Raw genomic sequence first — 24,469 nt, 5'->3', positions numbered from 1 at the left:
CTGATGGAGACCAGTTTGATCGACCTTTCGACCTTCCACGATCTCGCCAAGGCCGACATCGGCGCGTTCTCACCCAAGCCCACCTCCATCGAGGGGGACCAGGTCGAGGCGGTGCGCTCGCTTTTCCAATCGCCGGACGGGACCGTCGACATCGGCATCTGGGAATGCACGCCCGGCCGCTTCACCGCCGACCGCACGGGTTCGTCGGAGATATGCCATATCATTTCGGGGCGGGTCGAGGTGAGCCGCGCCGACGGCGAGGCGCGTGAACTGGGGCCAGGCGACCTTCTCGTGCTGCCGCGGGGATGGAAGGGCGAATGGCGCATCCGCGAGACCACGCGCAAGCTCTACATGATCCAGTCGGCCGGCTGATCGGCTGATATCAGCTAGGCGGGGTCAGTGCTCGATCGGCCCCTTGGCCATCACCAGTGCTGTGCCGGCGGTGGTCGGACGCTCGATGACGCGACGCACGCGCGGCGGCTCGTCGCCGCTGTGCAGCGCCCGCAAGCGCTCGCCGACCATGGCGTCGGCATGGGTGATGCGGCCATTGTGGCGCACATATTCGAGCCAGGTCGGCGTGTGGTAGTGCTCGATCCATATTGAGGGATTTTCGAGATCGCGCGCCAGTGTCCAGTTGCGGGCGCCGTCGCGGCGGCGGATGCGGCCGCGTTCGGCCATGGTGGCGAGGAATTCCGCCTCGTCTTCGTGGCGGATGATGTATTCGATCATGATGGCGATGGGGCCGCTGCGCGGCTTCAGGTCGAGCGCCAGATGCGGCTCCTTGAAGCGGTTGAGCGGGTCGAGGTTCAGCACCTGCTGCTGCGGCAGCGGCAGGACAAGGCCGATGGCGCCGCCCGCCAGCATGGCGATGGCGGCGGCGATCAGCGCCGTCTCGGCGCCATGCGCATCGGCGACGACGCCCCAGATCCAGCTGCCCAGCGCGATGCCACCGAAGGTCGCGGTCTGGTAGACCGACAGCACCCGGCCGACCACCCAGCGCGGCGTCGCCATCTGCACGGTGACGTTGAAGTGCGAGAGCGCGATCACCCAGCAGGCACCGCCGACCAGCAGGCCGAGCGACGTCTGCCAGGCGTGATGGCTGAGCGCGCCATTGAAGGCGCAGACGGCGAAGCCGGCGAAGGCACAGCGCACCATCGTCTCGCTGGAGAGCAGCTGCCGCAGCCGCACGCTGATCAGCGCGCCGCCGACGGCGCCGATGCCGAAGGCGCCCAGCATGATGCCGTAGGTCAAGGCATCGCCCTTGACGACGTCGCGTGCCACCAGCGGCAAGAGTGCCAGGACGGCGCCGGCGGAGAAGCCGAAGGCTGCGCCCCTGACCAGCACCTTGCCGATATTGGGGGACATGGCGACATAGCGCAGGCCGGCACCCATGGCAGCGCCCAGCGACTCGCGCGGCAAGGTCGACACCGGCACATCCGGCTTCCAGCGGGCCATCACGATGATGAGGCCGATATAGCTCACCGCGTTCGCCGCGAAGGCGGCCGCGGCGCCGGCAGCCGCGACGATGATGCCGCCGATCGCCGGGCCGACGCTGCGTGTCAGGTTGAAGCCCATGGAGTTCAGCGCAACGGCCGCGGGCACCTTGTTGCGGGGAACCATGTCACCGACTGACGCCTGCCAGGACGGGCTGTTGAGCGCCGTGCCGCTGTCGATCAGGAAAGTGAAGGCAAGCAGCGTCCAGGGCGTGAGCAAATTGTAATAGGTGAACACCGTCAGAAGCACCGAAACGACCAGCATGAAGGTCTGCGCCACCAGCATCACCTTGCGCCGGTCGAAGCTGTCGGCGATGGCGCCGGCGACAAGCGCGAACAACATGATCGGCAAGGTCGTCGAGGCCTGGACCAGGGCGACCTGATAGGGCGAGGTGGCGATCGTGGTCATCATCCAGGCTGCGCCGACGCCCTGGATCAGGCCACCGAAATTGGAAACGAGACTTGCCGACCAGACGGCGCGGAAAATGCCATGCCGGAACGGCGCCAGCGCCGAAACGCCTTCGCTGTCCGGTTTCTCGTCAATCATGGATGGGTTCCTGCCAGAGCGTGCTGATCCTTGCGGTTTCTCCGCATCGTTTGCCGAAACTATGGCATTGCGCCGCAAAGGGCGAACGTCATGCGCGGAAGATCATGGTCCAACAAGGGGATAGAGGAGGGCCAGCTTTGCTGTGAGGGGCCGGGTTCATCCGCGCGCAGCATGCCTTGCATGCCGCGATGAAATCGGCCGATAGCTGGAGCCGTTCTTTCGCGCCTTCATGTTCTGAAGCGGAATGTGCTTTTCCGCGACTTCTTCAGAACCCGTTCTGGATGCGCTGGAAGATGACGTTGGTGAAGGCCGATATCTGGCCGCCAATGAACGGGCCTGTGAGCGCCACCACCAGCATGATGGCGACAATCTTCGGCACGAAAGTCAGGGTGATTTCCTGGATCTGGGTCAGCGCCTGGATGAGGGCGATGCCGATGCCGACCGCCATGGCGACCAGCACCACCGGAGCGGACGCGGTCAGCACCGTCCACACCGCGTACTGGACGATGTCGAGGGCGTCGGCCTCGTTCATGCGGGCGGTTGGCCTAGCTTGCCGGCTTGATCGAGACGCCCGGGCCGACGGGGACCTTGGTGCCATCTTGCAGCACCGCGATCAGTCCGCTGCTGGCGAGCGTCACCGAAGCCACTGTTCCGGTGGTCTTGCCGTCGGCCGACGTGATCGAGCGGCCGATGATCGCATCGGCCTGCGACAGCGCCGAGGACTGCATGATCTGGTCGAGCTTGGTGTTGGTCTGCACCGATTGCTCGACCTGCGAGAAGGTGGCGAGCTGGGCGACGTACTGCGTCGAATCCATCGGCTTGGTCGGATCCTGGTTCTTCATCTCGGCAATCAGAAGCTTCAGGAAGGACTGGTAGTCGACCGCCGTCTTCGAGGTCGACGTGGTGGTCGAATTGGCGCCAACCGGTATCGTCGTCGTCATGTCCACGGTCATCAGTAGCGTGCTCCCACGGCCAGCGGGCGCGGTTCGCCCGGAACATCGTCATTGCCGCCAAGCGCGCGGCGTTCGAGAGGATAGAGCGAACGGATCGCCTTCAATGCCTCGTAAATATGATCCTCGCCGACCATACGGTCGATCTGCTTCAGTGCGCTGCAGATATCAGCGTCCTCGAAACTTGCGATGAGCAACGGCAGCGAGCGGCGGAACATTTCGCGGGCGTCATCAGCGCCGGCCGGGTTGATCAGCATGACCTGCACGATGAAGTAAAGCTGCCTGAGCGGCGTCGACGCCTGGTCGGCCTGGATCACATGACCTTCGAGCAGGAACTGCACGTCGTTCATCAGTTCAATGGTGACCTTACGGTCGACGCGGATGACCGCGCCGTTGATGTAGATCTTCTCGTTGGGCTTCAGCGATATCTTCAGCGTGTTGGTCATTGAATGCCGTCGCGGATGATCTGGGACACTTCGATCAGCCCTTCGAAATTGTTTGTGCGGCCCTGGCGGATGTCCTCCGCCTCGCGCAGCAGCCAAAGGCCGATGGAAATCAGGTTGGCACGCAATTCCTTGGGAAGCGCATTGTCGCTGGAGCCAAGATCCTCGACGAAGATTGTCCAGACGCGGTTGGTGAAATTCAGCGCCTCGATCGCCTCCATCGAATCCTGGCCGGCCGTGGCGGCCGCCGACAGCATGTCGATCGAGCGAGTCAGGAGTTCGCGCTCACGGTCCTTGGCGTCCGAGACGGAGGTGCTTTGGACATCGGCGTAGGAGAATTGATACATCGTCGGCTCTACCGTTCCGCTGGAAGTTGTCAGGTCAGGTAATTCAACAGGCTGAGCTGCTGCAGACGCGCTGTCAGGGCGAAGGACGTCTCGATATGCTGAGTCAGATCCGCGACTCTGGTGGCGGCCGTGGCCGGGTCGACGGCTTCGAGATCAAGGATATGGCGTTCGAACAGATCGATCTGCGTCTTCATGCGGTCGCTGGCATCGGAGACGCGCTTCTGCACGATACCGGTCTCCGACTGGACCTGGGCGATGCCGCTCAGCGCCTCGCCGACCAGTGTCTGCGAGTGGGTGACGATGCTGTCCTTCGCCGCCCGGCTGATGTTGCTGGACATCAGGCTGGAGACCATTGCCGCGGCCATGGCGAGCTTCCTGATGCCGTCGCTGTTGGCGCTGGTCGAGGTCTCGGTGGTTTCGTTGAGCGCGATGCGGCTGACGATCTGCTGGTCGGTGGCGTTTGACATATTGGTCTGCCAGCCGGCGCCGAGGAACTGCGGCGCAACGTCGTTGGTGATGAAATCGTCCATCTGGGCGGCGGTGATGTTGGCCGCTGCAGGATCGTTGGGCGTGAAGCCGAATTTGGCGACGAAGGAGGCGTCGAAGGCGGCCTTGGCCGGTGAGCCGGCGGCCGTGAAATCGTTGATCGGCTTGACGTCGGTGTTGGTGCCGGCAAACAGATATTCGCCGTTGACGCTGGTGTTGAGGATCGAGGTCAGCTGCTGGAGGGTCGTCTGGCCGGTCGACTGCGTCAGGCTGTTGGAGTTGTCGCCCGATGATGCGGTGGTCAGGGCGGAAAGGAAGGTCTGCGCCACGCCGGAGAGCTGGCCGAGCGACGTCTGCGTCGACGCAAGCCTTGCGGTGACCAGCCCGTTGGAATCGACGATCACGTTCAGCCGGTCGAGGTCGCGTGAAAAGGTGACGGACTGGGCGGTGCGTCCGCCCAATGCCAGGCCGACATCGGCGACCCTGCCGGTCGAGGATTCTTTCGTGGCTTTAACGAGGTCGGCCTGCATGCGCATCTGTTGATAGCGCATGGCGTTGGTGAGGGCGGCCGAAGAGACTGAAGTCATGGGTTATCCCACCGCGTTCAACAGGGCCGTCATCATGTCGTCGACGGTCTTCATCATCCGGGCCGATGCCTGATAGGTATGTTCGAGGTCGAGCATCAGCGACATTTCCTGGTCGACATTGACGCCGGTCGCATTGGATAGCGCCTCGGAGCTGCGCTGTGCCAGCGCTTCCTTCGCGTCGGCGGCGGTCGAAGCCTGCTGGCGCATGCCCTGCAGCCAGCCGATCGAATTGGCGGCGTAGTCGGAAACGCTTGATGTTGCCGAAATGCCGGCGGCGGGGTCGAACGTCATCGGCTGGTCGAGCCGGTCGCCATAGGCAATCAGAAGGCTGGAATAGGAAGCGCCGCCGCTGGTGTTGGCGACATAGGCCGCACCGTTGGCGCCGCCGTCGCGCAGCAATGTCGGATTGCCGCCGGCGCTCGGATCCATCGCCGCATTGATGCTGATCGTGCCGGCCAGGCCATTGACCAGCGTGCCCGCAGCCGGCACCGCCGGCGCGCCGGACCAGGTGAACAGGCCGGCGGCGTTGGGCATCGAGGGCGCGGTCTCGGCAAAGGCCGTGATCAGGCCGCGCGCGGTCTCGTCGAGCTGGCCCTGCATGGTCGAGGCGACGCCGTCGCGCAGCTGCAGCAGGCCGGCAAGCTTGCCGCTGGCGGTGGTGTTGCCGCCGCTTCCCGCCGAGACCGGCACATTGTCGATATAGATGGTGTTGCCGGGGGCACCGGCGGCATAGCCGGCCGCCGGCGTGAAGCTCACCGTGCGCGGTATCGTCTCGAACAGCGTGGTGCCGTCACCCGTGGTGATGACCATGTCGTTGTCGCCGCGCGTGAAGGTCGATATCGGAACATAGTCCGCGATCTTCTTCAGCAGCGCGTCGCGCTGGTCGAGCGCATCGGAAACATCGGTGCCGGAACGGGTTCCGGATATGACCGCCTGGTTGGCGTCCTGGAACTGGCCGAGCAGCGAGTTGAGGTCCTTGACCGCCGTGTCGATCTGGCCGTCGGTCTGGGTGCGGAAATCCTGAATGGCCTTGGAGCCTTCATTCAGGGAGCGCACGACCTGCTTGGCCGTGTCGATGACGCTGGAGCCGAGATTCTGGTTGGACGGCGAGGTGGCGTAGAGCTGCAGCGCCTGCTGCAGATTGGCGATGGCCGTCGAGGGCGAGGAGGCATTGTCGACGCCGTTGACCGAAACGTCCAGCTGATCCATGCCGCTGTAGAGCGCGTTCTGGCCGCTATAAGCCGACAAGGCACCGAGATTCTGCCGGAAGAGCAGGTCGTTGGCGACGCGCTGGATATCAACCGAACGCGCGCCGGGCGCCGTACTGGTGACGACGGCGATGCGGCGCGCATAATCCGGATTGGAGGCGTCCGAGACGTTGCGCGTGACAACGCTGGTCTGACGCGCGGTACTCATAAGCGCCGATTGGGCGATGCTCAATGCGGAAGATAACGACATGCTGGTCTTTCACGGGCCACGCCCGGTTTATCTCTTCAGGTTGACAAGGACGTCCATCAGGTCGGAACCGGTCTGGAAGACTTTCGAATTGGCGGTGTAGCTGCGCTGCGCCGCGATCATGTCAGTCAATTCCTCGGCGATATCGACGTTTGAATTCTCGAGCGCGCCGGAGATGATTGAACCGGCCTTGCCCTCATTGGCGAAGCCGACACGGATCGCGCCGGAATCGGTGCCTTGCGCATAGACATTGCCGGGCAGGGCCTTGAGCTGGTCCGGGCTTTGCACGTCGGCCAGAGGGATCTTGTAGAGCGGCTTGGTGGAACCGTCCTTGTACTGGGCGTAGATGGTGCCGTCCTTGCTGATCTGGACCTTGTCGATGGTGCTGGGCGCGTTGCCATTGACCTGGGCGTCGGAGACCGTGAAGCCTGTGCCGAGCTGCGTCAGCTTCGACAGGTCGAGATTGAGGCTCGCGCCACCCGGCACGGTGAATGAAACGCCGGTGGTCGCGCCGGTGAGCTTGCCGGTCGTGGTGTCGAAGGTCAGGTTGGCCGTGCCGAGGGCGCCGCCGGTGTAGGGGAACGATGTTCCTGGCGTCGCCTTCGACTGATCGAAAACCGCCACCTGCCAAGTGCCGGCACCGGTATTGGTGAAATAGACGTCGAGCAGTTTTTTGTTGCCGAGGTTGTCATAGGCGACCATCGACGATTTCGAGGTGTACTGCGCCGTGGCGGCGTTGGCGCCGGGCAGGTTGGCGGCGACGACCGGCGTCGCACCCGCTGGCAGATTGCCGCTGTAAGTACCCTGGGTGCTTGGTGTCGCGGTTAGGCCCTGGTCGGAGATGACGACCGGCTCCAGGCCTTCGAAGCCGTTCACCGTCGCCGCCGGGGTGCCATTGGCGTAGCTGTAAGCCATCAGCTGGAAGCCGGCCGCGTTGACCAGCCTGCCCTGTGCGTCGGGGACGAAGGCGCCGGCGCGGGTCAGGAAAGGCGTGCCGCTCGGATCCTGGACGACGAAGAAACCATCGCCGCTGACGGCAAGGTCGGAGACAGAGGTCGTGTACTGCAGCACGCCCGGATCGCTCACCGCCTGCCGGATCGTCGTGGTGACGCCGCCGGAATTATAGGCGCCGCCCGTCGACGGCATGATCAGGGTCGAGAATTCGGCCGAGGACCGCTTGTAGCCGGTGGTGTCGGAATTCGCGATGTTGTCGGCGGTTGTCGACAGGCGGTTGGCCTGGGCGTTCATGCCGGAAACGCCGGTCCGCATCATTCCGTAGAGGCTCATCGAGATGTCTCCGCAATATCCATGCCACTGGTGGCGAGGCTACGCGTCCTGTCTTGCGCGAGGCTGGCGCGGCGCGGCATCAGAAGACGAGCCGGTAGCCGAGGAAGCGTTTGGAATCGATCGGGTCGGTGCCCAGCTTCTCGCGCAGCTTCTTGCGCAATTTGCTGATGTGGCTTTCCACCACGTTCTCCTCGACCTCTTCGTCGAAGATGCCGTAGATGGCGTTGAAGACCTGGGTCTTGGTGACGCGGCGGCCGCGGTTGCTCGCCAGATATTCGAGGATGCGGCGTTCGCGGCGCGGCAGGGGCAGCGGCTGGCCATCGATCTCCGGGTCGCGGCCGTCCATGAAGATGCGCATGGCGCCGATCTCGGTGTAGGCGACATCCTCATGGGCGCGCCGGCGGATGGCGGTGATGCGGGCCAGGATCTCTCTGATATGGACGGGCTTGCGGATGACGTCGTCGACGCCGCTCTCGAACAACCGCAGCGTGTTTTCCAGGGAATGCTGCTCGCTGAGCGCAATGACCGGAGCGCCGGTGCGGTCGCGGATCTGGCGCGGAGAGATGGCGCCGTCGCGGCAGTCGCCGATCAGGAAGGCCCGCACCGATCGCAGGTCGGTGTCGGCGGCCGAGTTGACCCACTCGCCGAATTCGCCGGGCGCGAAGCCCGCGCAGGCGACGCCCTCGCGATCAAAAAGTGAATTGTATCCCTCAGTTACGAGCTCTCGCTCGTCAACGATCACGATCATCGGCCCCGCCTCCGAATCAGCACATTTGCCCCGTGGGAAAAGGCCTAACCGTTGGCGGGAATCCTGAACAACCGTCATTTCTTGTAACTAGTTTCTTGGGAGTCTGGAATCGTGCCGGTTGCATTAGCGTGCAACCAGATATGCTTGCGGGGGGAAGTTCTGGGTAAGTCAAAACGGCAAGCCCTGAGCAGTGCTACGGGCGTATTAGGGGCAGAAGATACGCTTAAGGGTTGCAGAAGGTGCGGGCGTTGGTTGTCCATTTGCCGAAACCGGTGGCGACCATATTGGCGATCACCCTGCAGACATAGACCTTCTGCGCCGGGTCGTTGTCGGGGCCGGCATGGTAGCGGGCGACGGCCATCGACCAGGTCTCGTGGCGGGCATGGAGACTGGCCAGGAAACGCGCTGCATAGTCGACGTTCTGGCGCGGGTCGAGCATGTCCTCGACGCTGCGGAAGTGCGAGGAATGATAGTGGTGGTTGATCTGCATGCAGCCGAGATCGATCAGCGTCTTGCCCTCGCGCTGGGCATTGGCGAAGGTGGCAAGCGCTTCCGCCCGGCTCCTGGGGAAGATCGCTTTTCCTTCTATATTCAATGCGTTAGGCTGAAGGCTGCCTTTCTTGCCCGTCTCGGTCAAGCCGACGGCATAGAGGATGCCGGCGGGCACGCCATAGCGATCAGCGGCGCGCAGGATCTCGGGCTCGCAGGGATTGGTAGCGGCGAGGGCGGCGTTGGCGAGGCTAGATAAACATATCGCCGCCAGCGCGCTCGCGAGATGGCGAAGCGGCGCGGCCGTGGGCTTGCGCGTCATCATGATTACCCCTTGCGGACTGCTGGCCCGGTTGCTGGCCGCCGGCTCCACCGTTGCCGCCACTGGAGTTTCCGGGTTGAAAGGCGGATTGGTCGCGGCCAGGCGCGGCGGTGAGCGGGGCGGTTGCATCCGTCCGGGTCGTAGCCGGAACTGCCACCGAAGGTTGCATGATGGTGACCTTATCAACCTCTAAGCCCAGCCCGCGCAGCGACTTGACGATTGCCTCGCTGTCGCTGGAAAGCCGGCGGTAGGCGTCGTGTGTTTCGGGCTTCAATTCAATCGAGAGTTGTTCTCCCGAGAGGCGAAGATGGGCGGTGACCATGCCCAGTTCGGCCGGGTGAAGTTCGATCTTCAACACATGTGTCGGAACGGCAACAGAGCCGGCCATCTGGGTGGTCGCGGCGGCGGTCGAAAACGCCTGCTGCGGACCAACATCGGCCGCTACGGCGTTGATTACGTTGAGTGCTGCCTGGCTCATCGACGCCTGCGGCGGAGCAGGGAAGCTGCGCTCGGAAACCACGTCGACGCGCGCCTGGGCCGAGAGCTGTTTTCCTGGCTCCGACCGCAACGAGGACTGGACGTCGGCGATGGACTTCAGCTGCGGCGCCGCCTGCTTCTGTTCGACGCCTGGCACATCGGCGGTTGTGGTCTCGGGCAGCGGGCCGGCGGCCATTGCATTGTCACGCCGTGGCGCGCCAGTGCCGGCGCTCGCGTCGCGGCCGGATTGGCCGTCGAGCTTCTTCAACGGCCCGTCCACGAGTGAGACCTGCTCGGGCTTCGGCATCGGTTCGAGGTCGTCGTGCCCGGCGGCGGATGTCGCCCGATAGGCTTTTGACAGGAGCTGCCCGTCGAGCGCCGGTTCCTGTCCGGCCTCGCTTGCGTCGGCTGACTTGGCCGATGTCGAGAAATGGCGCAGGTCATGAAATGCCATCAGCAAAGGCAGATGATCGTCGAGCGGCATTGCGCTGGCTTCGGTCGCTGGCGTTTCGGTATCGGCGTCCTTGTCCGCCTCGACGCCCTTGGCGTCCTTCACGGATTTCGCTGCCGTCGATCCGGTGGGCGTGGTCCTCGCCCTGCCGGCCGGCTTTGCCTCGTCCTCGCCTGCCTGTGCCGCAAGGCTGGCGGCAAGCTTGCTCCAGCGCGGGTCGCGCGCGCGTCCCTCGGTCGTCGGCTGCTTTTCCGCCTGGCCCGCGCTGCCATGCACCATCTTGCCGAAACCAGCATCATCCTTCGTGCCGGGGGCGGCCGGCTGCTCCGCCGTGCGCGCGGCGGTAAATCCTGGCAGGGCCGGGCCGAGACTGGGGGTCATTTCGGGGCGGCTCCAAGCATCTGGTCGATCAGGTCGAGCTGTCGACGGGTTTTCATCATGGCGGCGTCGGTCGGATCGGTCGTGTCGGGACCGGCAGAAGCTGCCGGCGCCGATGCCGGCAGGACCGTCGCCGAATCGGCTGAAGGCGCCGGCGCGCTCGGTGCGGGGGCCACCGTCCCGCCGGATGGCGAGGCGGCGGGCTGTTCGGAGACGGCACCTTCGACGGGCGGCAATCCGGCCGCGTCGGTGGCCTGTGTGGCGGCGACCTCGGATTTGGGCTGCGGTGCAAGGGGTGCAGACGCCGGAGTTGCCGCCGGAAGGGAAGCAGGCGGCGCCACCACCTCACCGGCGATCGCCTGTGCGGCGTCGAGCAGGGCACGGTCACCGTCCGACAGCTTGCTGCGGTCGATCTTGCCGAGCTTGGTGCGCACATCCTCGATCGTACCGGAAGTCACCGTGGACAGGCTCGAGTAAAGCTCGGCGCGCGGATCGCCCTGATTGGTGTTGCCGTCGCGGCCCTGCTCGGCCCGCGCGGAGGCAAAGGCCGACAATTCGCTGAGGCCGTCGATCGCGGCGCGGCGGGCGATACGCAGATAGATCACCTTCTCGCGCTCGGGATCCATCATCGAGGTGATGTCGGCGAGCTTGTCCTGGCTGATCGACATGTGCAGGGTAATGACGCCGGAGACGAAGGAATCGGCGAACTGGCTGGCATAGGGTGAATAGAGATAGCGCTCGACATATTGGGTGGAGGCACGCGCGAACCGTGCTGCGTCGCCTCTGGTAACGGCGATGCCGACCGAACGCCGCAGGGCCGCTTCCTCGACCAGTGTGCCGGGGCTGAGCAGCTTGGCCTCATCGAGCAGCGTGAGCGCCATCACCGGGTCGTCCGTCGCCATCAGCGACCCTTTGACCAAGGCAAGAAAAGCGCCGAGGTCGCTGGGCAGCGTCATAGGATCGATTGGCCTCAGGACTTCGATCGCACCGGTGGGTCGGCCAACCAGATAGTTTATGACGCCCTTGGCGATTGAGAGGTCTTGGGCATCGACGGCCTTGGCACGAGAAACCGCCGCCTCGACGGTCACGGGATTGCCGCCGCTCATGCCGTAGACCAGCAGCGCGCGAAAATTCTTGGGGTCCTTGAAGTCCGCCGCATCCGCTTCGCGCAGCCGGGTATCAATCATCTCGAGCATCTTGGCCTGCATCGGCATCGCGGCGTGATCGCCGGCGGCGATGCGGTCCTGGACCAGCTGCAGCGAGCGCACCAGCTGGTAGGGCTGCAGCGTGTCCTGGGCAAAGCCGGCCGACGGATATCCGGCTGCCAGCAGCAACAGGCCCATCAGCCGGCTGGTGACGGCCGCCCGCTTCATCCGCCGGTCGCCATCAGGATCTCGATGCGGCGGTTGGCCGCCGACAGGGGATCGGCCGGATCCTTCGGCTGGCGGTCGGCGAAGCCGGCGACCTCGGTGATGCGGCGTTCGTCGACGCCGCCGCGCACGAGCATGTAGTAGGCGGAATGCGCGCGCGCCGTCGACAGCCGCCAATTGTCGTAGCTGGCGCTGCGGAAGGGGCGCGCATCGGTGTGGCCGTTGATGCTGATCGTGCCCTTCTGGCTGTTGACGATGCGGCCGATCTTTTCCATCGCCAGCACCAGTTCGCGGCTCGGCACCGCCGATCCGACTTCGAACATGCCGAAGTCGAGCTGGTCGGTGATCGAGATGACGACGCCCTTGTCGGTGGCTTCGACCGAGACGCCGTCGTGCAGCTTGTCGCCAGGCTTGAAGGCTTCGGCCAGCTGTTGCTTGACGTCGGCCGCGGCCTTCACGGCAGCGGCGGTCGGCTGCTTCTCCCCGGCTTCAGGCGCGGTCGTCTCTTGCACGGCGGCTGCACTATCCGCCTTGGCGGCAGCCACGGCCTTGCTGTCGCCCGCCTTGGCATCACCGGCATTGGCACCGCCGGCCTTGGTTTCGCCAGCCTTGGCCATCGTCGCGGCGGCGTCCTTGCCATCCTCGGCCAGGGGCTCGAGCGGGGCATCCTTGACGGGCGGCGCCGGCGGCACGGCCTTGACCTTGGCGACCTGCGTTTCGGCGGCCTTGTCGCCTGGCTTGAGCGGATCGCCCTCGATCTTGGGGCGTTGGGCGCTCGCCTCGGCGGCGGGTGTGGCCACCTGCTGCGACCAGAAGTCCGGCTCGAAGGGATCGCGGTAGGATGCGCCGCCCGAGGCGCCCGTCGCCGGCCCGGCGCTTTGCGCGCCGCCGTCGCCCTTCTGGCTGACATTCTGCATGACGCCGGTGTCGGTGGCGATTTCGGAGAGCACCGCATAGGGGTCGGCGAAGAGGTGATCGTCGGTTTGTTGCGGCTGTTGCTTGTCCTTCTTGGCGTCGGATGAGCCCGCGTCACCGCTGCCAGCCTGGCCGGGTTTGGCTTTCGTCTGCTGCGGTTTGTCGGCCGTCGAGCCAATGGCGCTTGGCCCGTCGCCCAGATCCTCCAGCCCCTTGCGACTCGAATTGCGGTCGACCAGCTTGACCGGGTTGAAGTAGCTGGCGACGGCCGCCTTGGTCTGTTCATTGGCGGCGTTGATGAGCCACATGACCAGGAAGAAGCACATCATGGCGGTCATGAAGTCGGCGAAGGCGATCTTCCAGACGCCGCCATGATGGGCCTCATCGTGGTCGTCATGACCCCGCCGCACGATGATGATCTCGTGCCTGCCATGATCGGCCTCGGCGACACTCATGACAAGACCTCGGAAAGGGTTGTCGACCATTCGGCCATGCGTGTCTCGAACACGGCCTCGTCAATGGTCACGGTCAGGTCGAAACCTGGCGCCTCGACGAAGTCGAGATTTGAAGCGCGTGGTCCAAGAGATGCCTTCAGCGTTTCGAACAGCGACAGTGGCCCGCGGACGGCGATGCGCACCGCTTCACCATCGCCGACGGCTTCGCGAACCGCGCCGGCGAGCGCTTCAAGCGAGCGCTTCTGCAGATCGTCGCTGACAATGGCGCCGATGATGCGGGCGACCGTGGCGGTGACAAGATCCGTTACGCGTGCCTCCATGGCGTCGATGCGCAGCGAGACCGCCTTGCCGATATCGCCGCCGAAGCTTTCGAGGAAAACCCTCGCTTCCTCGGCATGCGCCTGGCGCTCCGCTTCCAGCGCCGCGTCATTGGCAGCGACAAGCCGTTCCGCCAGCGTTGCCTCCGCCTGGGCAACCGCCTCGGCGATCAGCGTGCCGATATCGGCCTGCGGTGCGGATGCTTCCGGCCTGTGCTCGGATGCGGCCTGGGGCTGGCTGACGCGCGGCGTGCGCGTACCGAAATCAGGGAGAAGATCGAAAAGGGCTGCGGAGGCCATGGTTTACGCCGCGACTTCCTGGGCCGCCCATTTGCGCAGGATCTGCGCTGTGCGCTCCTCGTTAAGATCGACCATGCGGGCAAGCCGCTCCTGAGGCGCCGGCCTGATCTTCTGGCGAAGATCATCGAGTGGATTGGTGCCCGGCCGAGAGCTAGGCAAGGCGCCGATGGCGGCACCCGCATCGGCGGAAGCAGCCGCCTCGGGTGTCGGCAGCGACCGCTGGACTTCATCGAAGTTCGGGCCCGACAAAGCGGGCGCCGCTTTTGCCGTCAGCGCTGCCGCCATCGGCCGCAGACCGAAGAAGGCCACCAGGAACACCACGACGATGAAAGCGCCGGCGTTGATCAGCGTGCCGGCGTGCTGGCCGATGGAATCCAGCATTCCAGCCTGCGGGATCGCTTCGCCGTCGAGCCCGTCGATGAATTCGACCGCCGAGACGTCGATGACGTCGCCACGCTTGTCGTCGAGGCCGGTGGCCGACGTGACCATCTTCTGGATCTCGGCGACGCGCTTGGCGATCTGCTCCGGGGTCGCGTCCTTGCCCAGGATCGCCTTCAGCCGGTCCTGGTTGACGACGACGGCGATCGACATCTTGGTGACGGTGTAGCCGTTGGAGACGGTGGCAATCTTCTTGGAGTTGATCTCGTAATTGGTGATCTCTTCCTTGCGGTCGTTCGCCGAGGTCGTTTGCGGACCCTCGGTGCTGGCCGCCTGGGTCTCCGGCAGGTTCTGTTCGACGCTCGCCGGGGTCGAAGCCTGCTTCTGATTGCTGTTCTCATTGGCGCGCACCGACTGCACCGAGCGCTCGACACGCGAATTCGGATCGAAAATGGTTTCTTCCGTCTGGCGGGTGTCGGTGTTGACCTCGGCCTTGACGCTGGCGCGGAAATTGTCAGGGCCGAGGTATGGCGCCAGCGCGCGGCGGATGTTGTCGCCGATCTGCGCCTCGACCGTCTGCTCGACGCCGAGTGTGCGCGCCGCACTGGTGTTGGAGGGATCATCGCCGGCGGCCAGCAGATTGCCGTTGGAATCGAGCACCGTCACCTTGTCGGCCGACAGGCCAGGCACGGCGGCGGCGACGAGATGGCGGATCGACTGGGCGCTTTTCTCTGCGTCGATGCCGGCATAGCGGATGACCACCGATGCCGAGGGCTGCTGTTCGTCGCGGCGGAAGTTGGCGCGCTCGGACATGACAATGTGGACGCGAGCCGCCTTGATGCCTGATATGGACTGGATGGTGCGGGCGATCTCGCCTTCCAGCGCACGCACGCGGGTGATCTGCTGCATGAACGAGGTCAGGCCCATCGCACCGACATTATCGAACAACTCGTAGCCGGCATTGGCGCTGGTCGGCAGACCCTTTTCGGCAAGCAGCATGCGCGCCTGCGCCGTGGTGCCGGCCGGCACCAGAACCGAGGTTCCGTCGGCGCCGACGTCGAAGCCGATGCCCGCCTCGCCCAGCACCAGGCCGATCTGGTTCACGTCGGAGCGGTCGAGCCCGACATAGAGCGTGTCGTAGGCCGGGCGATTGAGGTAGACCGAGGCGATGCCGATGACGCCCATCACCAGAACGGCGATGCCCGCCAGCATGGCGAGGCGCTTCACACCAAAACCACGGAGATTCGAGATGATGCTCTGGATCTGTTCCGGCACGATAGAGCGACTCCCAGCATGATTGTCCGCCGGAACACTAACCCTCGAAGCTTGTGCGAAAATGAAATCGGGCCGCGCTTGCGGCGCGGCCCTTGAATTGGAGGGAGCAGTGTCTGCCAGCTACGGCCGGATCAGCCGTTCTTGAACAGCGACAGGATCGACTGCGAGGAGCTGTTGGCGATCGACAGCGACTGGATGCCGAGCTGCTGCTGCACCTGCAGGGCCTGCAGGCGGGTCGATTCCTTGTTCATGTCGGCATCGACGAGCTGGCCGACGCCGCGGTCGATGGAGTCCATCAGGCTCTGCGTGAAGGTTTTCTGCAGGTCGATGGAGCTCTTGGCGGCGCCCAGGATGGTGGCCTGGTCGGTCAGCTGGCTCATGACCTTGTCGATCTTGCCGATCATCTGGGTGATGATGTCGTCGGTCACGCCCGCCGCCGTGATGTCGAGATTGAAGGCGGAAACATTGTCGATCCTGGGGACCACCGCGCCCGCGGCCGTCTGGCCAGCGGTGTTGGCGGCGATGTCCGTGCCACCGCCGGCGATCGCAGCCGCGTAGGCGGTGTCGTAGAGGTTCTGGGCGGCTGCTGTCGCGTATACGGAAGTCTTGCGGTCGAGCGTGCCCTGGTTCTTGACGGCGGTGGAAAGACCGCTGTCGAACAGTTTCGTGCTCTCGACATTGATGTCGATCGTTCCGAGCGAGATGGCGCCGGAGGAGGAGCGATTGAAGGACGCGACGATTTTGGCGTCGGGTTGGACGCCGTCATTGGGGGCTGCGACCTGCGCCGATGTCACCGAAAGGAAATTCGAACCCGAGAAGGTGGCGGCATCGGCAAAGGACTTCATCTGCGCCTGGAGCGTGGTGATTTCCGTCTGCGTCTTTGCCTTTGCGGCATCCGTCTGGCCGACGGTGGAAAGCAGCTTGGTCTTGAGCTGGCCGATCGACGTCAGGACATTGTTCATGCCGGTGTAGGCGGTGTCGACCTTCGAGGCGCCGAGGCCGAGCGCATCCTGCACCGTCGACAGCGCCTGGTTGTCCGAACGCATCGTCGTGGCGATCGACCAGTAGGCGGCGTTGTCGGAGGCCTCGGAGACCCTGTAGCCCGTCGAGATTCGCGACTGTGTATGCTCAAGCGATTTGTTGGTGGCGTTGAGGCTTTGAAGTGCGGTCAACGCCGCAGCGTTTGTCATGATGCTCGCCAAGAAACTCGCTCCTTTTTCCCAGGCCGGTCTTTCTCAAAAAACCGGCATTGCCCTCGCGAGCCGGTGGCCCGCCCGTCGATTGCCGTCGCCCCGACCGGGCCGATTCGCCAATCCGCTGTAAGCTATGGTTAACCATGACTAACGCGTTATGGTTAACGGCCTGTTAAAGGCCCGCTTTCGAGGGTTAAGAAACGAGGGTTGTGCGGGGCTGGAGCAAACGCAAAACGGGCCGCGCTTTTGGCGCGGCCCGTTTGCCTGGTTTGGTCTGCTGCTAGAGCGATCAGCCGCGGAAGAGCGACAGGATCGACTGCGACGAGCCGTTGGCGATCGACAGCGCCTGGACGCCGAGCTGCTGCTGGACCTGCAGCGCCTGGAGGCGGGTCGATTCCTTGTTCATGTCGGCATCGACGAGCTGGCCGACACCGCGGTCGATGGAGTCCATCAGGCTCTGCGTGAAGGTCTTCTGCAGGTCGATCGAGCTCTTGGCGGCGCCGAGCTTGGTGGCGGCGGTCGTCATATCCTTGAGCGCGGCGTCGACAACGGTCATCATCTGCGAGATCTGACTGTCGCTGGCGGCCGTGGTACCAGAGAAGATGGCCAGGCTGGCGACCGAATAGGTATCGGTGGCCGCAGCCGCAGCGCCCAGCGTCGGAGCCGAAGCCGTGGCAGTCTCGGCGCCAGAGACGCCGAGACGATTGGCGTCCAGGATGCCCTTCGACGTCGCAGCGGTGCCGGCTTCATACAGCTTGATGCTTTCCACGTTGACGTCGATCGTCGAGATCGAAACCGCGCCAGCGGAGGTGCGGTTGAAAGCCGAAACGACCTTGACGTCAGCGGCGGTGGTGGCCGTCGCGCCGCTGTTCACCGACAGCATGTTGGTGCCGGAGAAGGTGGCGGAGTCGGCGTAACCCTTCAGCTGTGCCTGAAGAGCGGCAATTTCGACCTGGGTCTTTTCCTTGGCGGCGTCGGTCTGACCGTAGGACGCGGTCAGCTTCTGCTGGATCGCGTTGATGGTGGTGATCGCGCTGCTCATGCCGGTGTAGGCGGTGTCAACCTTGGAGGCGCCGAGGCCGAGCGAGTCCGAAACGGTGGACATGGCCTGGTTGTCGGAGCGCATCGTGGTCGCGATCGACCAGTAGGCGGCGTTGTCCGAAGCCTGGGAGACACGATAGCCCGTCGAGATGCGGGACTGGGTGGTGTCGAGGCTCTTCTGGGTGGCGTTAAGGCTCTGCAGCGCCGTCAATGCAGCGCTGTTCGTCATGATACTGGCCATGGCTACTCGTACCTTGTTTTTACAGGTGTTTTTTTGACATACCGGCTTTTCCGGTATGACGGAGCGGCATCATGCCAATGATCGTCGAGAGATCACCCGCCATCTGCGAGCGACTATGGCGGCGAGTTCCTACCAAAGGGCTAAATCGGACGGTTAATCGAAAATAATTCGAGAAGAAAACGACGATGTCCGGCGCACTGCCCGGTACTGTCGGCGGACGCGGCTTCGGGCCGGGATCGTGACGTCAGGTGAAGGAGCGCACCAGGCTGCCGACGAGCAGGTTCCAGCCATCGATCAGGACGAAGAACAGGATCTTGAACGGCAGCGACACCACAGTGGGGGGCAGCATCATCATGCCCATCGCCATGGTGATGGTGGCGACGATCAGGTCGATGACCAGGAATGGCAGCACGATCAGGAAGCCGATCTCGAAGCCGCGGCGGATCTCGGAGATCATGAAGGCGGGCACCAGGATGCGCAGGTCGACCGTCTCCTTGGCAACGACCTGGCCGCGCTCGCGGGCGAGGTCGGCGAAAAGGTCGAAATCCTTGTCGCGCACATTGTGCAGCATGAAGGTGCGGAACGGATCCGAAATCTTCTCGAAGGCCTCGGTCTGGCTGATCTGGTTGTCCATCAACGGCTTGACGCCGGTGTTCCAGGCCTGATCGAAGGTCGGCGCCATGACATAGAAGGTCATGAACAGCGACAGTGAAATGAGGATCAGGTTCGCCGGCGTCGACTGCAGGCCGATGCCGGCGCGCAGGATCGAGAAGGCGATGACGAAACGGGTGAAGCTCGTCACCATGATCAGCAGCCCGGGCGCCACCGACAGCACCGTCAGCAGGCCGAACATCTGGATGATGTAGCCGACGGTGGTGCCGTCGGCCTTGCCGATGCCGCCCAGGTCCAGCTGTTGCGCCGCCGCGACGGAGGTGGCGGCGCCGATCAGCGCCGCGGCGAGAAGGAACTTCTTCATTCGAGCAGCAACGTCCTGATGAGAACCTGTTTGGCGTGCCCCTGGCTGCGGATCGAGGCACGTTCCTCGATATCGGCTTTCAGGTGCTGGTAACCGCTGGCGCCCTCGACCTGATGCATCTTCAGCGTGCGCACGAAGGCCAGAAGGTCCTGATGGATGTCCTCCGTCATCGCCGGCGGCTGCGGCGCGTCGTAGACCACGGATACTTCCATCCTGATCCAGGTGTCGGCGGGGGAGGCGATATTGGTGGTGATCGGCGCCAGCGCGACAAGCGTCAGTCCCGTGCCAGGCTGTTGCGCGGCAGCGGGTTCGGCGATCTTGCCCTCATTTTCAGGTGCAGCCGGCACCGATGATGGTGCGCCGGCACCCTTGAGATAGCCGCCGGACATCCAGCCCATGCCGATGGCTGCGACCGTCACCACCAGCAGCATGGCGCCCTGAACCACAAGGGATGGACCCTTGCGAGGCTGGAGTTGTTCGACATTGGCCACGGCGCTTTGTTCTCCAATCCCTTAGAACGGAAGAACCTGGTCGAGAACCTGCTGGCCGTAGGCCGGCTGCTGGATCTCGGTGATACGGCCGCGCCCGCCATACGAAATGCGCGCCTCGGCGATGCGTTCGTAGGGGATCGTGTTCTCGGCGCCGATATCGGCCGGCCGCACAATGCCGGCGATGGTCAGCACCCTCAGTTCGGCGTTGACGCGCACTTCCTGCGACCCCGTGATCATCAGATTGCCGTTCGGCAAGACATCGGTGACGATCGCCGCGACATTGAGTTCAAGCGTTTCCGATCGCTTGATCTCGCCATCGGCCGTCGTGTCCGTGGCGGAGTTGAGCGTGCCAGCACCCTTGCCGGCGGTGCTCCACTTATCCCATTGCGCGCTGAGGTCGAAGCCGAGCTTGCGGTTGGCGGTGCGGCTTCTGTCGTTCTGGTTCTTGAAATTGGCGCGGTCGTTGATCTTGATCTTGACGGTCAGGATGTCGCCCTGCGAGAGCGCCCGGGGATCGGTGAAGAGGCGGCTCTGGCGATCGTCCCACAGCGAGAACTTCTTCACCGGTGCCCGGGGTGGCTCGGGGTATTTATACAGGGAAGACGTGTTGCCGCCGTCAATGCCCGAGCCAACCGGCGACAGCGACGGTTCCTTGCCGACTTCCCTGAGGTTGGTGCCGCAGCCGGACAGCGCTGCCACCGCGCACAGGATGAGCGTTCTGAGGATCATGACGGATCTACCCTTCGGGCTGCGCTGGCCATGATGCCGGTGAGCGTCGCCGCCGCCTTCTGGTCCATTTCGTTGAGAATGACGCCGGCCTTGCGTGAATCGAGCTTCATCAGGATGGCCGCGGCCAGGTCGGCGTTGACAATCGCCAGGCGTTCGGCCGCCGCATCGGGCTTCATGCCGGCATAGATCTTCACGACGCCGTCCTCGGCCCGGGCCAGGAACACTTCACGCCGCTTCAGCCAGGTCTCGTATTCGGCTTTCTTTGCGTCCAGCGCTTTCATGCGCTCGTCGATGCCGGCCTGCAGCTGCTTCAATTCCTCGGCCTGCAAGGCATAGCGGCGGTCGCGGGCGGCGTCGGCGATGTTGGAGCAGAAGCGCTCGATCTCGCTCTGGTCGGGCGCCTTCTCCCGCGCCAGTTGCTGCGGCGCCACCGCGGGCTGCGCTCCGGGCAGAACCTGGCGAACGACATCCTCGCCATGCGCGCCGCCACTGGCAACGGCCATGGCCGCGAGAGCCGCGGTCGCGAACAGGATTGCGCGGGAGGAGCGTCTTTCGTGGGATGGGAGGGCGGGGATCATCGGCATCGCCTATTGAAGAACCAGATCGGCTTGCAGGGCGCCGGCCGACTTGATGCCTTGCAGGATGGCAATGATGCCGTCCGGCTTGACGCCGAGGCGGTTGAGGCCGGAAACGAGGGTTTGCAGGTCGGGTCCATCGAGCACCGCGACGCGGGCATCGGGCCGGCTGGCGTCGATGGCGGTGAACGGCTCGACAGCGGTTTCGCCCTTGGAGAAGGGTTCGGGCTGCACGACGCGCGGCGCTTCGGTGATGCGCACCGTCAGCGTGCCGTGGCTGATGGCGACGCGCGAGATCTTGACGTCGTTGCCAATGACGATGGTGCCGGTGCGCTCGTCGATGACGACGCGGGCCGGGGTATCGGATTCGACCACGAGGTTTTCGATCTCGGCATAGAAGCGCGCGGCCGAAACGCCCTTTGGCCTTCTGATCTGCACGGTGCGGGAATCGCGCTCACCCGCGACGCGCATGCCGAAGCGCTGGCTGGTATAGTCGTTGATCGCGTCGGCGATGCGGATGGCGGTCGAGAAATCGGGATTGCGCAATTGCAGCGTCAGCGTCGACTGGTCGTCGAATTCGGCCTTCACCGAACGCTCGACGATGGCGCCGTTCGGCACCCGGCCGGCGGTCGGCACGCCTTGCGTCAATTGTTCGGCCTGGCCCTGTGCGGTGAAGCCCGAAACGATGACCGCGCCCTGGCCAACGGCGTAGATCTCGCCATCCGCCGCCTTCAGCGGCGTCATGATCAGCGTGCCGCCGGCCAGCGAGGTGGCGTCACCCATCGAGGAGACGTCGATGTCGATGCGGGCGCCCGATTGCACATAGGGGGGCATGTTGGCGGTGACGATGACGGCGGCGACGTTCTTGGCGCGCGCGCTGCCACCTTCGGTGGCGATGCCGAGATTTTCCAGCATGGCGCGGATCGACTGCTCGGTGAACGGCGAATTGCGCAGGCTGTCGCCCGAGCCGGCGAGGCCGATGACCAGGCCGTAGCCGACCAGCTGGTTGTCGCGCGAACTCTGCAACTGGGCGATGTCCTTGATGCGCGAGGCGACCTGGCCGGGCGGCAGCGAGCTTGGCCCGGGCGAAACGCGGAACATGCGGGTAGTGGTCGCCGGATCATATTCCGGATCGTCGTAGACGCCGCCGTTCTTGGCGGCGAGTTCGCGCTTGGCCTTGGGCGTCAGGCCGTCGGCCAGCGCCGGCTGCAGGCCGAGCGTGGCAGCGAGCAGAAGGGCAAACGGGCGCATCATGAAGCGCTGACCTGGATGGTTCCGTCGGCCATCACCGTGCCGGAGAGGATCTTGCCGCTATCGCTGTTGCGAACCTTGATGAGGTCGCCGGCCGAACCTGGTTGCAAGGTTACCGCGGTGGCCGATATCGTCAGTCCGCCGGCGATGAAGAAGACCTGCACGGCAGCACCCTGTTCGACCAGCCAGGCCTCGCGGATGGCGGCGGTCGGGATGTAGCGACCGGGCAGCAGCGTGCGCTTGGCGATCTTGCCTTGAAGCTCCTCGGCGCGGGTCGCCATCGCATCGGGCTTGTGCTTGCCGGGGATGAGGGTCACCTGTTTCAGGGCGGCGAGTTCGATGGTCTCGCCGGGGTAGATGACGCGGCTGGGGATCAGCACGACCTCGCCGGCAGGCTGATTGCTGGCGATCTGCGTTGCCGATTGATTTGCCGATTGATTTGTCGATTCCTGGGCGAAAGCCGGCAAGCCGCCGGCCACCAGCGCAAGGACCAGCGCGGTGCGGCGGAATGCGGAGCAGGAGATCGGCATGGCCATCATCCCTACCTGATGTTCTTGGAGACGACCGAGGCCATGTCGTCGGCGGCCTGGATCACCTTGGAATTCATCTCATAGGCGCGCTGCGCCGAGATCAGCTCGGTGATTTCCTTGACCGGGTCGACGTTGGAGGCCTCGAGATAGCCCTGCTGGATGGTGGCGAAGCCGGGATCGCCGGGCACGCCGGCATTGGCCGGGCCGGAGGCCGTCGTTTCCTGGAACAGATTGTCGCCGAGCGGCGCGAGGCCCGCCTCGTTGGCGAAGTTGACGATCTGGAGCTGGCCGAGATTCTGCAGGTCGGTCTGGCCGTCGATGCGGGCAAAGACCTGACCGGTCTTGTTGACGATCACCTCGACCGCATCGGTCGGCACGGTGATGGCCGGAATGACATTGGCGCCATCCACCGTCACCAGCTGGCCGGTGGCGTTGGTGTTGAAGGCGCCGGCGCGGGTGTAGAGCGTGCCCCCATCGGCGCCCTCGATCTGGAACCAGCCCCTGCCGGTCAGCGCCATGTCGAAACTGTTGCCGGTGCTGGTCAGTTCGCCCTGGGTGTGCACGTTGCGCACGGCCGTCGTCTTGACGCCGAGACCGATCGAAACGCCTTCCGGCACCAGCGAGGCGTTGGAGCGATTGGGTACGCCTTGCGTGCGGTCGACCTGATAGAGCAGGTCGGAGAATTCGGCGCGCGCCCGCTTGTAGCCGGTGGTGTTGATGTTGGCGATGTTGTTGGCGATGACTTCCAGATTTGTCTGCTGGGCATTCATGCCGGTGGCGGCGATGGAAAGTGCTTTCATGACCTGCTCCTCAGATACCCATGCGACTGACTTCGAGGTAGGCCGAAACGACCTTGTCGCGGATGGCGACGGCGGTCTGAAGCGCCTGCTGCGCGCTCATCACGGCATCGACGACCTGGCGGGTGTCGGCATCGCCCTTGAGCGCCTGGAGCGACACCTGTTCGGCATTCTGCAGCGTGTTGACGGTCTTGGAGGCTGCCTGGCTCACCGCTTCGGCAAAGGAGGTGCCAAGGTTGCCCGATGTCGCCGGCGCGACACCGCCCTGAAGCAGGTCGGTCGCCGTATCGCCCAGCCCGGGCTTCAGGTTGAGCGCGCCGATGCCGTTCACGATCATTGGTTCCTCATCAGGTCGATGGTCATTGAAATGAGGTCGCGCGCCTGCTTCACGACTTGCAGGTTGGCCTCGTAGGAGCGGTTGGCCTCGGTCATGTCGGCCATTTCGATCAGCACGTTGACATTGGGCATCTTGACGTAGCCCTTCTCGTCGGCGGCCTCGTTGCCGGGCTGGAATTCAACGGGGAAGACACTCGGATCGCGGTCGATCGAGTTCACTTCAACCGTCGAGGCGCCGGAAGCCCGGTCAAGCTCGGAGACGAAGCTGATGGTCTTGCGGCGATAGGGGTCGGCGCCGGGCGTGGTGCCGGTCGACTGGGCATTGGCGAGGTTTTCAGAAACCACGCGCAGGCGCTCGGACTGGGCGCCGAGGCCGGATGCTGCGACTTTCAGGGCTGCGGTCAGTGCGTCCATGGTCAGCTCTTCACCGCCATCATCATCATCGAGTGGAAAGCCTTGACGATCGCCGTGTTGAGCTCGAAGGAACGGCGCACCTCGCCGGCCTTGAGGAGCTGGTCCTCAAGCACGACGGTGTTCTTGGACGGCATGACCACGCCGTCATCTTCCTGCGGCTTGATGGTGAAGCCGGCATTGGTCGCCGCGCTGCCGAGATGGCCGGCCTCGGTGGTCTGCAACGACACAGCCGTGCGGTCGAGCACCTTCTCGAAGGGCTCGACATCGTTTGCCGTGTAGCCCGGCGTGTTGGCGTTGGCGATGTTGCCGGCGATCGCCGACTGGCGCACGGAAAGCCACTGCGCTTGCTTGGCGGCGAGATCGAAAAGGGAAACGGGCTCCATGGGAATCTCCGGGCATGTGCCCAAAGACTAGGCCGCCAGTCT

At 64.4% G+C, this 24,469-nt stretch carries 28 protein-coding genes; 1 reads left to right on the top strand and 27 read right to left on the bottom strand.

Features of this window, described 5'->3' with window-relative positions; genetic code table 11:
* The first annotated feature begins 3 nt into the window (after window positions 1-3).
* The gene (locus AB4Z43_RS07615; protein ID WP_019860978.1) at window positions 4-372 is read left to right on the top strand and encodes a cupin domain-containing protein; all 369 of its coding nucleotides are present in this window, start codon (window positions 4-6) and stop codon (window positions 370-372) included.
* Between the two features lie 24 nt (window positions 373-396).
* Here the strand turns inward: AB4Z43_RS07615 and AB4Z43_RS07610 are convergent, their stop codons facing one another.
* From AB4Z43_RS07610 to flgB, 27 genes are all read right to left on the bottom strand, one after another.
* Window positions 397-2,040: an MFS transporter gene (locus AB4Z43_RS07610; RefSeq protein ID WP_019860977.1), complete on the bottom strand. Its 1,644-nt coding sequence runs from the start codon at window positions 2,038-2,040 to the stop codon at window positions 397-399.
* Between the two features lie 265 nt (window positions 2,041-2,305).
* Window positions 2,306-2,572: a flagellar biosynthesis protein FliQ gene (gene fliQ / locus AB4Z43_RS07605; RefSeq protein ID WP_010911298.1), complete on the bottom strand. Its 267-nt coding sequence runs from the start codon at window positions 2,570-2,572 to the stop codon at window positions 2,306-2,308.
* A gap of 13 nt (window positions 2,573-2,585) precedes the next feature.
* Window positions 2,586-2,993 carry a flagellar hook assembly protein FlgD gene (gene flgD / locus AB4Z43_RS07600; RefSeq protein WP_019860975.1) on the bottom strand — a complete coding sequence of 136 codons (408 nt, stop codon included), beginning with the start codon at window positions 2,991-2,993 and terminating at the stop codon, window positions 2,586-2,588.
* A complete protein-coding gene (gene flbT / locus AB4Z43_RS07595) occupies window positions 2,993-3,436 on the bottom strand; it encodes a flagellar biosynthesis repressor FlbT (protein ID WP_038649334.1) in 444 nt (147 codons plus the stop codon). The genes flgD and flbT overlap by 1 nt, the downstream gene beginning before the upstream one ends.
* Window positions 3,433-3,780: a flagellar biosynthesis regulator FlaF gene (flaF, locus tag AB4Z43_RS07590; RefSeq protein WP_019860973.1), complete on the bottom strand. Its 348-nt coding sequence runs from the start codon at window positions 3,778-3,780 to the stop codon at window positions 3,433-3,435. Before flaF ends, flbT begins: the two co-directional genes overlap by 4 nt.
* A 29-nt stretch (window positions 3,781-3,809) precedes the next feature.
* Complete coding sequence (locus AB4Z43_RS07585; RefSeq protein WP_019860972.1) at window positions 3,810-4,853, bottom strand: flagellar hook-associated family protein; 1,044 nt, start codon at window positions 4,851-4,853, stop codon at window positions 3,810-3,812.
* A 3-nt stretch (window positions 4,854-4,856) separates the two neighbouring features.
* The gene (gene flgK, locus AB4Z43_RS07580) at window positions 4,857-6,311 is read right to left on the bottom strand and encodes a flagellar hook-associated protein FlgK (RefSeq protein ID WP_019860971.1); all 1,455 of its coding nucleotides are present in this window, start codon (window positions 6,309-6,311) and stop codon (window positions 4,857-4,859) included.
* 27 nt (window positions 6,312-6,338) lie between these two features.
* Entirely contained in the window at window positions 6,339-7,595 is a 1,257-nt protein-coding gene (locus AB4Z43_RS07575; RefSeq protein WP_019860969.1) for a flagellar hook protein FlgE, read from the bottom strand.
* A gap of 79 nt (window positions 7,596-7,674) precedes the next feature.
* On the bottom strand, window positions 7,675-8,343 hold the full coding sequence (locus AB4Z43_RS07570) for a response regulator transcription factor (RefSeq protein ID WP_010911291.1): 669 nt from the start codon (window positions 8,341-8,343) through the stop codon (window positions 7,675-7,677).
* A gap of 223 nt (window positions 8,344-8,566) precedes the next feature.
* The gene (locus AB4Z43_RS07565; RefSeq protein ID WP_019860966.1) at window positions 8,567-9,154 is read right to left on the bottom strand and encodes a transglycosylase SLT domain-containing protein; all 588 of its coding nucleotides are present in this window, start codon (window positions 9,152-9,154) and stop codon (window positions 8,567-8,569) included.
* On the bottom strand, window positions 9,084-10,187 hold the full coding sequence (gene fliK, locus AB4Z43_RS07560; protein WP_236952240.1) for a flagellar hook-length control protein FliK: 1,104 nt from the start codon (window positions 10,185-10,187) through the stop codon (window positions 9,084-9,086). Before fliK ends, AB4Z43_RS07565 begins: the two co-directional genes overlap by 71 nt.
* 272 nt (window positions 10,188-10,459) lie before the next feature.
* The gene (locus tag AB4Z43_RS07555) at window positions 10,460-11,833 is read right to left on the bottom strand and encodes a chemotaxis protein MotC (RefSeq protein WP_441936743.1); all 1,374 of its coding nucleotides are present in this window, start codon (window positions 11,831-11,833) and stop codon (window positions 10,460-10,462) included.
* Window positions 11,830-13,200 carry a MotB family protein gene (locus AB4Z43_RS07550; protein ID WP_027047355.1) on the bottom strand — a complete coding sequence of 457 codons (1,371 nt, stop codon included), beginning with the start codon at window positions 13,198-13,200 and terminating at the stop codon, window positions 11,830-11,832. Before AB4Z43_RS07550 ends, AB4Z43_RS07555 begins: the two co-directional genes overlap by 4 nt.
* Complete coding sequence (locus tag AB4Z43_RS07545; RefSeq protein WP_441936741.1) at window positions 13,197-13,817, bottom strand: hypothetical protein; 621 nt, start codon at window positions 13,815-13,817, stop codon at window positions 13,197-13,199. Before AB4Z43_RS07545 ends, AB4Z43_RS07550 begins: the two co-directional genes overlap by 4 nt.
* A 3-nt stretch (window positions 13,818-13,820) precedes the next feature.
* Window positions 13,821-15,470, bottom strand: coding sequence for a flagellar basal-body MS-ring/collar protein FliF (fliF, locus tag AB4Z43_RS07540; protein ID WP_019860961.1), 1,650 nt, complete (start codon window positions 15,468-15,470; stop codon window positions 13,821-13,823).
* A 131-nt stretch (window positions 15,471-15,601) separates the two neighbouring features.
* The gene (locus AB4Z43_RS07535) at window positions 15,602-16,672 is read right to left on the bottom strand and encodes a flagellin N-terminal helical domain-containing protein (RefSeq protein WP_441936738.1); all 1,071 of its coding nucleotides are present in this window, start codon (window positions 16,670-16,672) and stop codon (window positions 15,602-15,604) included.
* A 280-nt stretch (window positions 16,673-16,952) separates the two neighbouring features.
* Complete coding sequence (locus tag AB4Z43_RS07530; protein WP_019860958.1) at window positions 16,953-17,945, bottom strand: flagellin N-terminal helical domain-containing protein; 993 nt, start codon at window positions 17,943-17,945, stop codon at window positions 16,953-16,955.
* A 244-nt stretch (window positions 17,946-18,189) separates the two neighbouring features.
* Window positions 18,190-18,921 carry a flagellar type III secretion system pore protein FliP gene (fliP, locus tag AB4Z43_RS07525; protein WP_019860957.1) on the bottom strand — a complete coding sequence of 244 codons (732 nt, stop codon included), beginning with the start codon at window positions 18,919-18,921 and terminating at the stop codon, window positions 18,190-18,192.
* Window positions 18,918-19,412: a flagellar basal body-associated FliL family protein gene (locus tag AB4Z43_RS07520; RefSeq protein ID WP_064980728.1), complete on the bottom strand. Its 495-nt coding sequence runs from the start codon at window positions 19,410-19,412 to the stop codon at window positions 18,918-18,920. The genes fliP and AB4Z43_RS07520 overlap by 4 nt, the downstream gene beginning before the upstream one ends.
* A 21-nt stretch (window positions 19,413-19,433) precedes the next feature.
* On the bottom strand, window positions 19,434-20,141 hold the full coding sequence (gene flgH, locus AB4Z43_RS07515) for a flagellar basal body L-ring protein FlgH (RefSeq protein ID WP_019860955.1): 708 nt from the start codon (window positions 20,139-20,141) through the stop codon (window positions 19,434-19,436).
* Complete coding sequence (locus tag AB4Z43_RS07510; RefSeq protein WP_441936734.1) at window positions 20,138-20,725, bottom strand: MotE family protein; 588 nt, start codon at window positions 20,723-20,725, stop codon at window positions 20,138-20,140. The genes flgH and AB4Z43_RS07510 overlap by 4 nt, the downstream gene beginning before the upstream one ends.
* A gap of 3 nt (window positions 20,726-20,728) precedes the next feature.
* The gene (locus AB4Z43_RS07505) at window positions 20,729-21,970 is read right to left on the bottom strand and encodes a flagellar basal body P-ring protein FlgI (protein WP_019860952.1); all 1,242 of its coding nucleotides are present in this window, start codon (window positions 21,968-21,970) and stop codon (window positions 20,729-20,731) included.
* The gene (flgA, locus tag AB4Z43_RS07500; RefSeq protein WP_441936732.1) at window positions 21,967-22,503 is read right to left on the bottom strand and encodes a flagellar basal body P-ring formation chaperone FlgA; all 537 of its coding nucleotides are present in this window, start codon (window positions 22,501-22,503) and stop codon (window positions 21,967-21,969) included. Before flgA ends, AB4Z43_RS07505 begins: the two co-directional genes overlap by 4 nt.
* A gap of 5 nt (window positions 22,504-22,508) precedes the next feature.
* Window positions 22,509-23,297 (bottom strand): flagellar basal-body rod protein FlgG, encoded by a 789-nt coding sequence (flgG, locus tag AB4Z43_RS07495; RefSeq protein ID WP_019860950.1) that lies wholly within the window; start codon window positions 23,295-23,297, stop codon window positions 22,509-22,511.
* 10 nt (window positions 23,298-23,307) lie between these two features.
* Entirely contained in the window at window positions 23,308-23,631 is a 324-nt protein-coding gene (locus tag AB4Z43_RS07490) for a flagellar hook-basal body complex protein FliE (RefSeq protein WP_019860949.1), read from the bottom strand.
* Window positions 23,628-24,044 carry a flagellar basal body rod protein FlgC gene (gene flgC / locus AB4Z43_RS07485; RefSeq protein WP_010911274.1) on the bottom strand — a complete coding sequence of 139 codons (417 nt, stop codon included), beginning with the start codon at window positions 24,042-24,044 and terminating at the stop codon, window positions 23,628-23,630. The genes AB4Z43_RS07490 and flgC overlap by 4 nt, the downstream gene beginning before the upstream one ends.
* 2 nt (window positions 24,045-24,046) lie before the next feature.
* Window positions 24,047-24,427, bottom strand: coding sequence for a flagellar basal body rod protein FlgB (flgB, locus tag AB4Z43_RS07480; protein ID WP_019860948.1), 381 nt, complete (start codon window positions 24,425-24,427; stop codon window positions 24,047-24,049).
* Window positions 24,428-24,469: the final 42 nt, after the last annotated feature.

It is taken from the genome of Mesorhizobium sp. 2RAF45, assembly GCF_052115225.1.
GTDB lineage: Bacteria > Pseudomonadota > Alphaproteobacteria > Rhizobiales > Rhizobiaceae > Mesorhizobium > Mesorhizobium jarvisii.
Note: the sequence above shows the minus strand (reverse complement) of the source record. Positions and strands in the feature narration are given on the sequence as shown.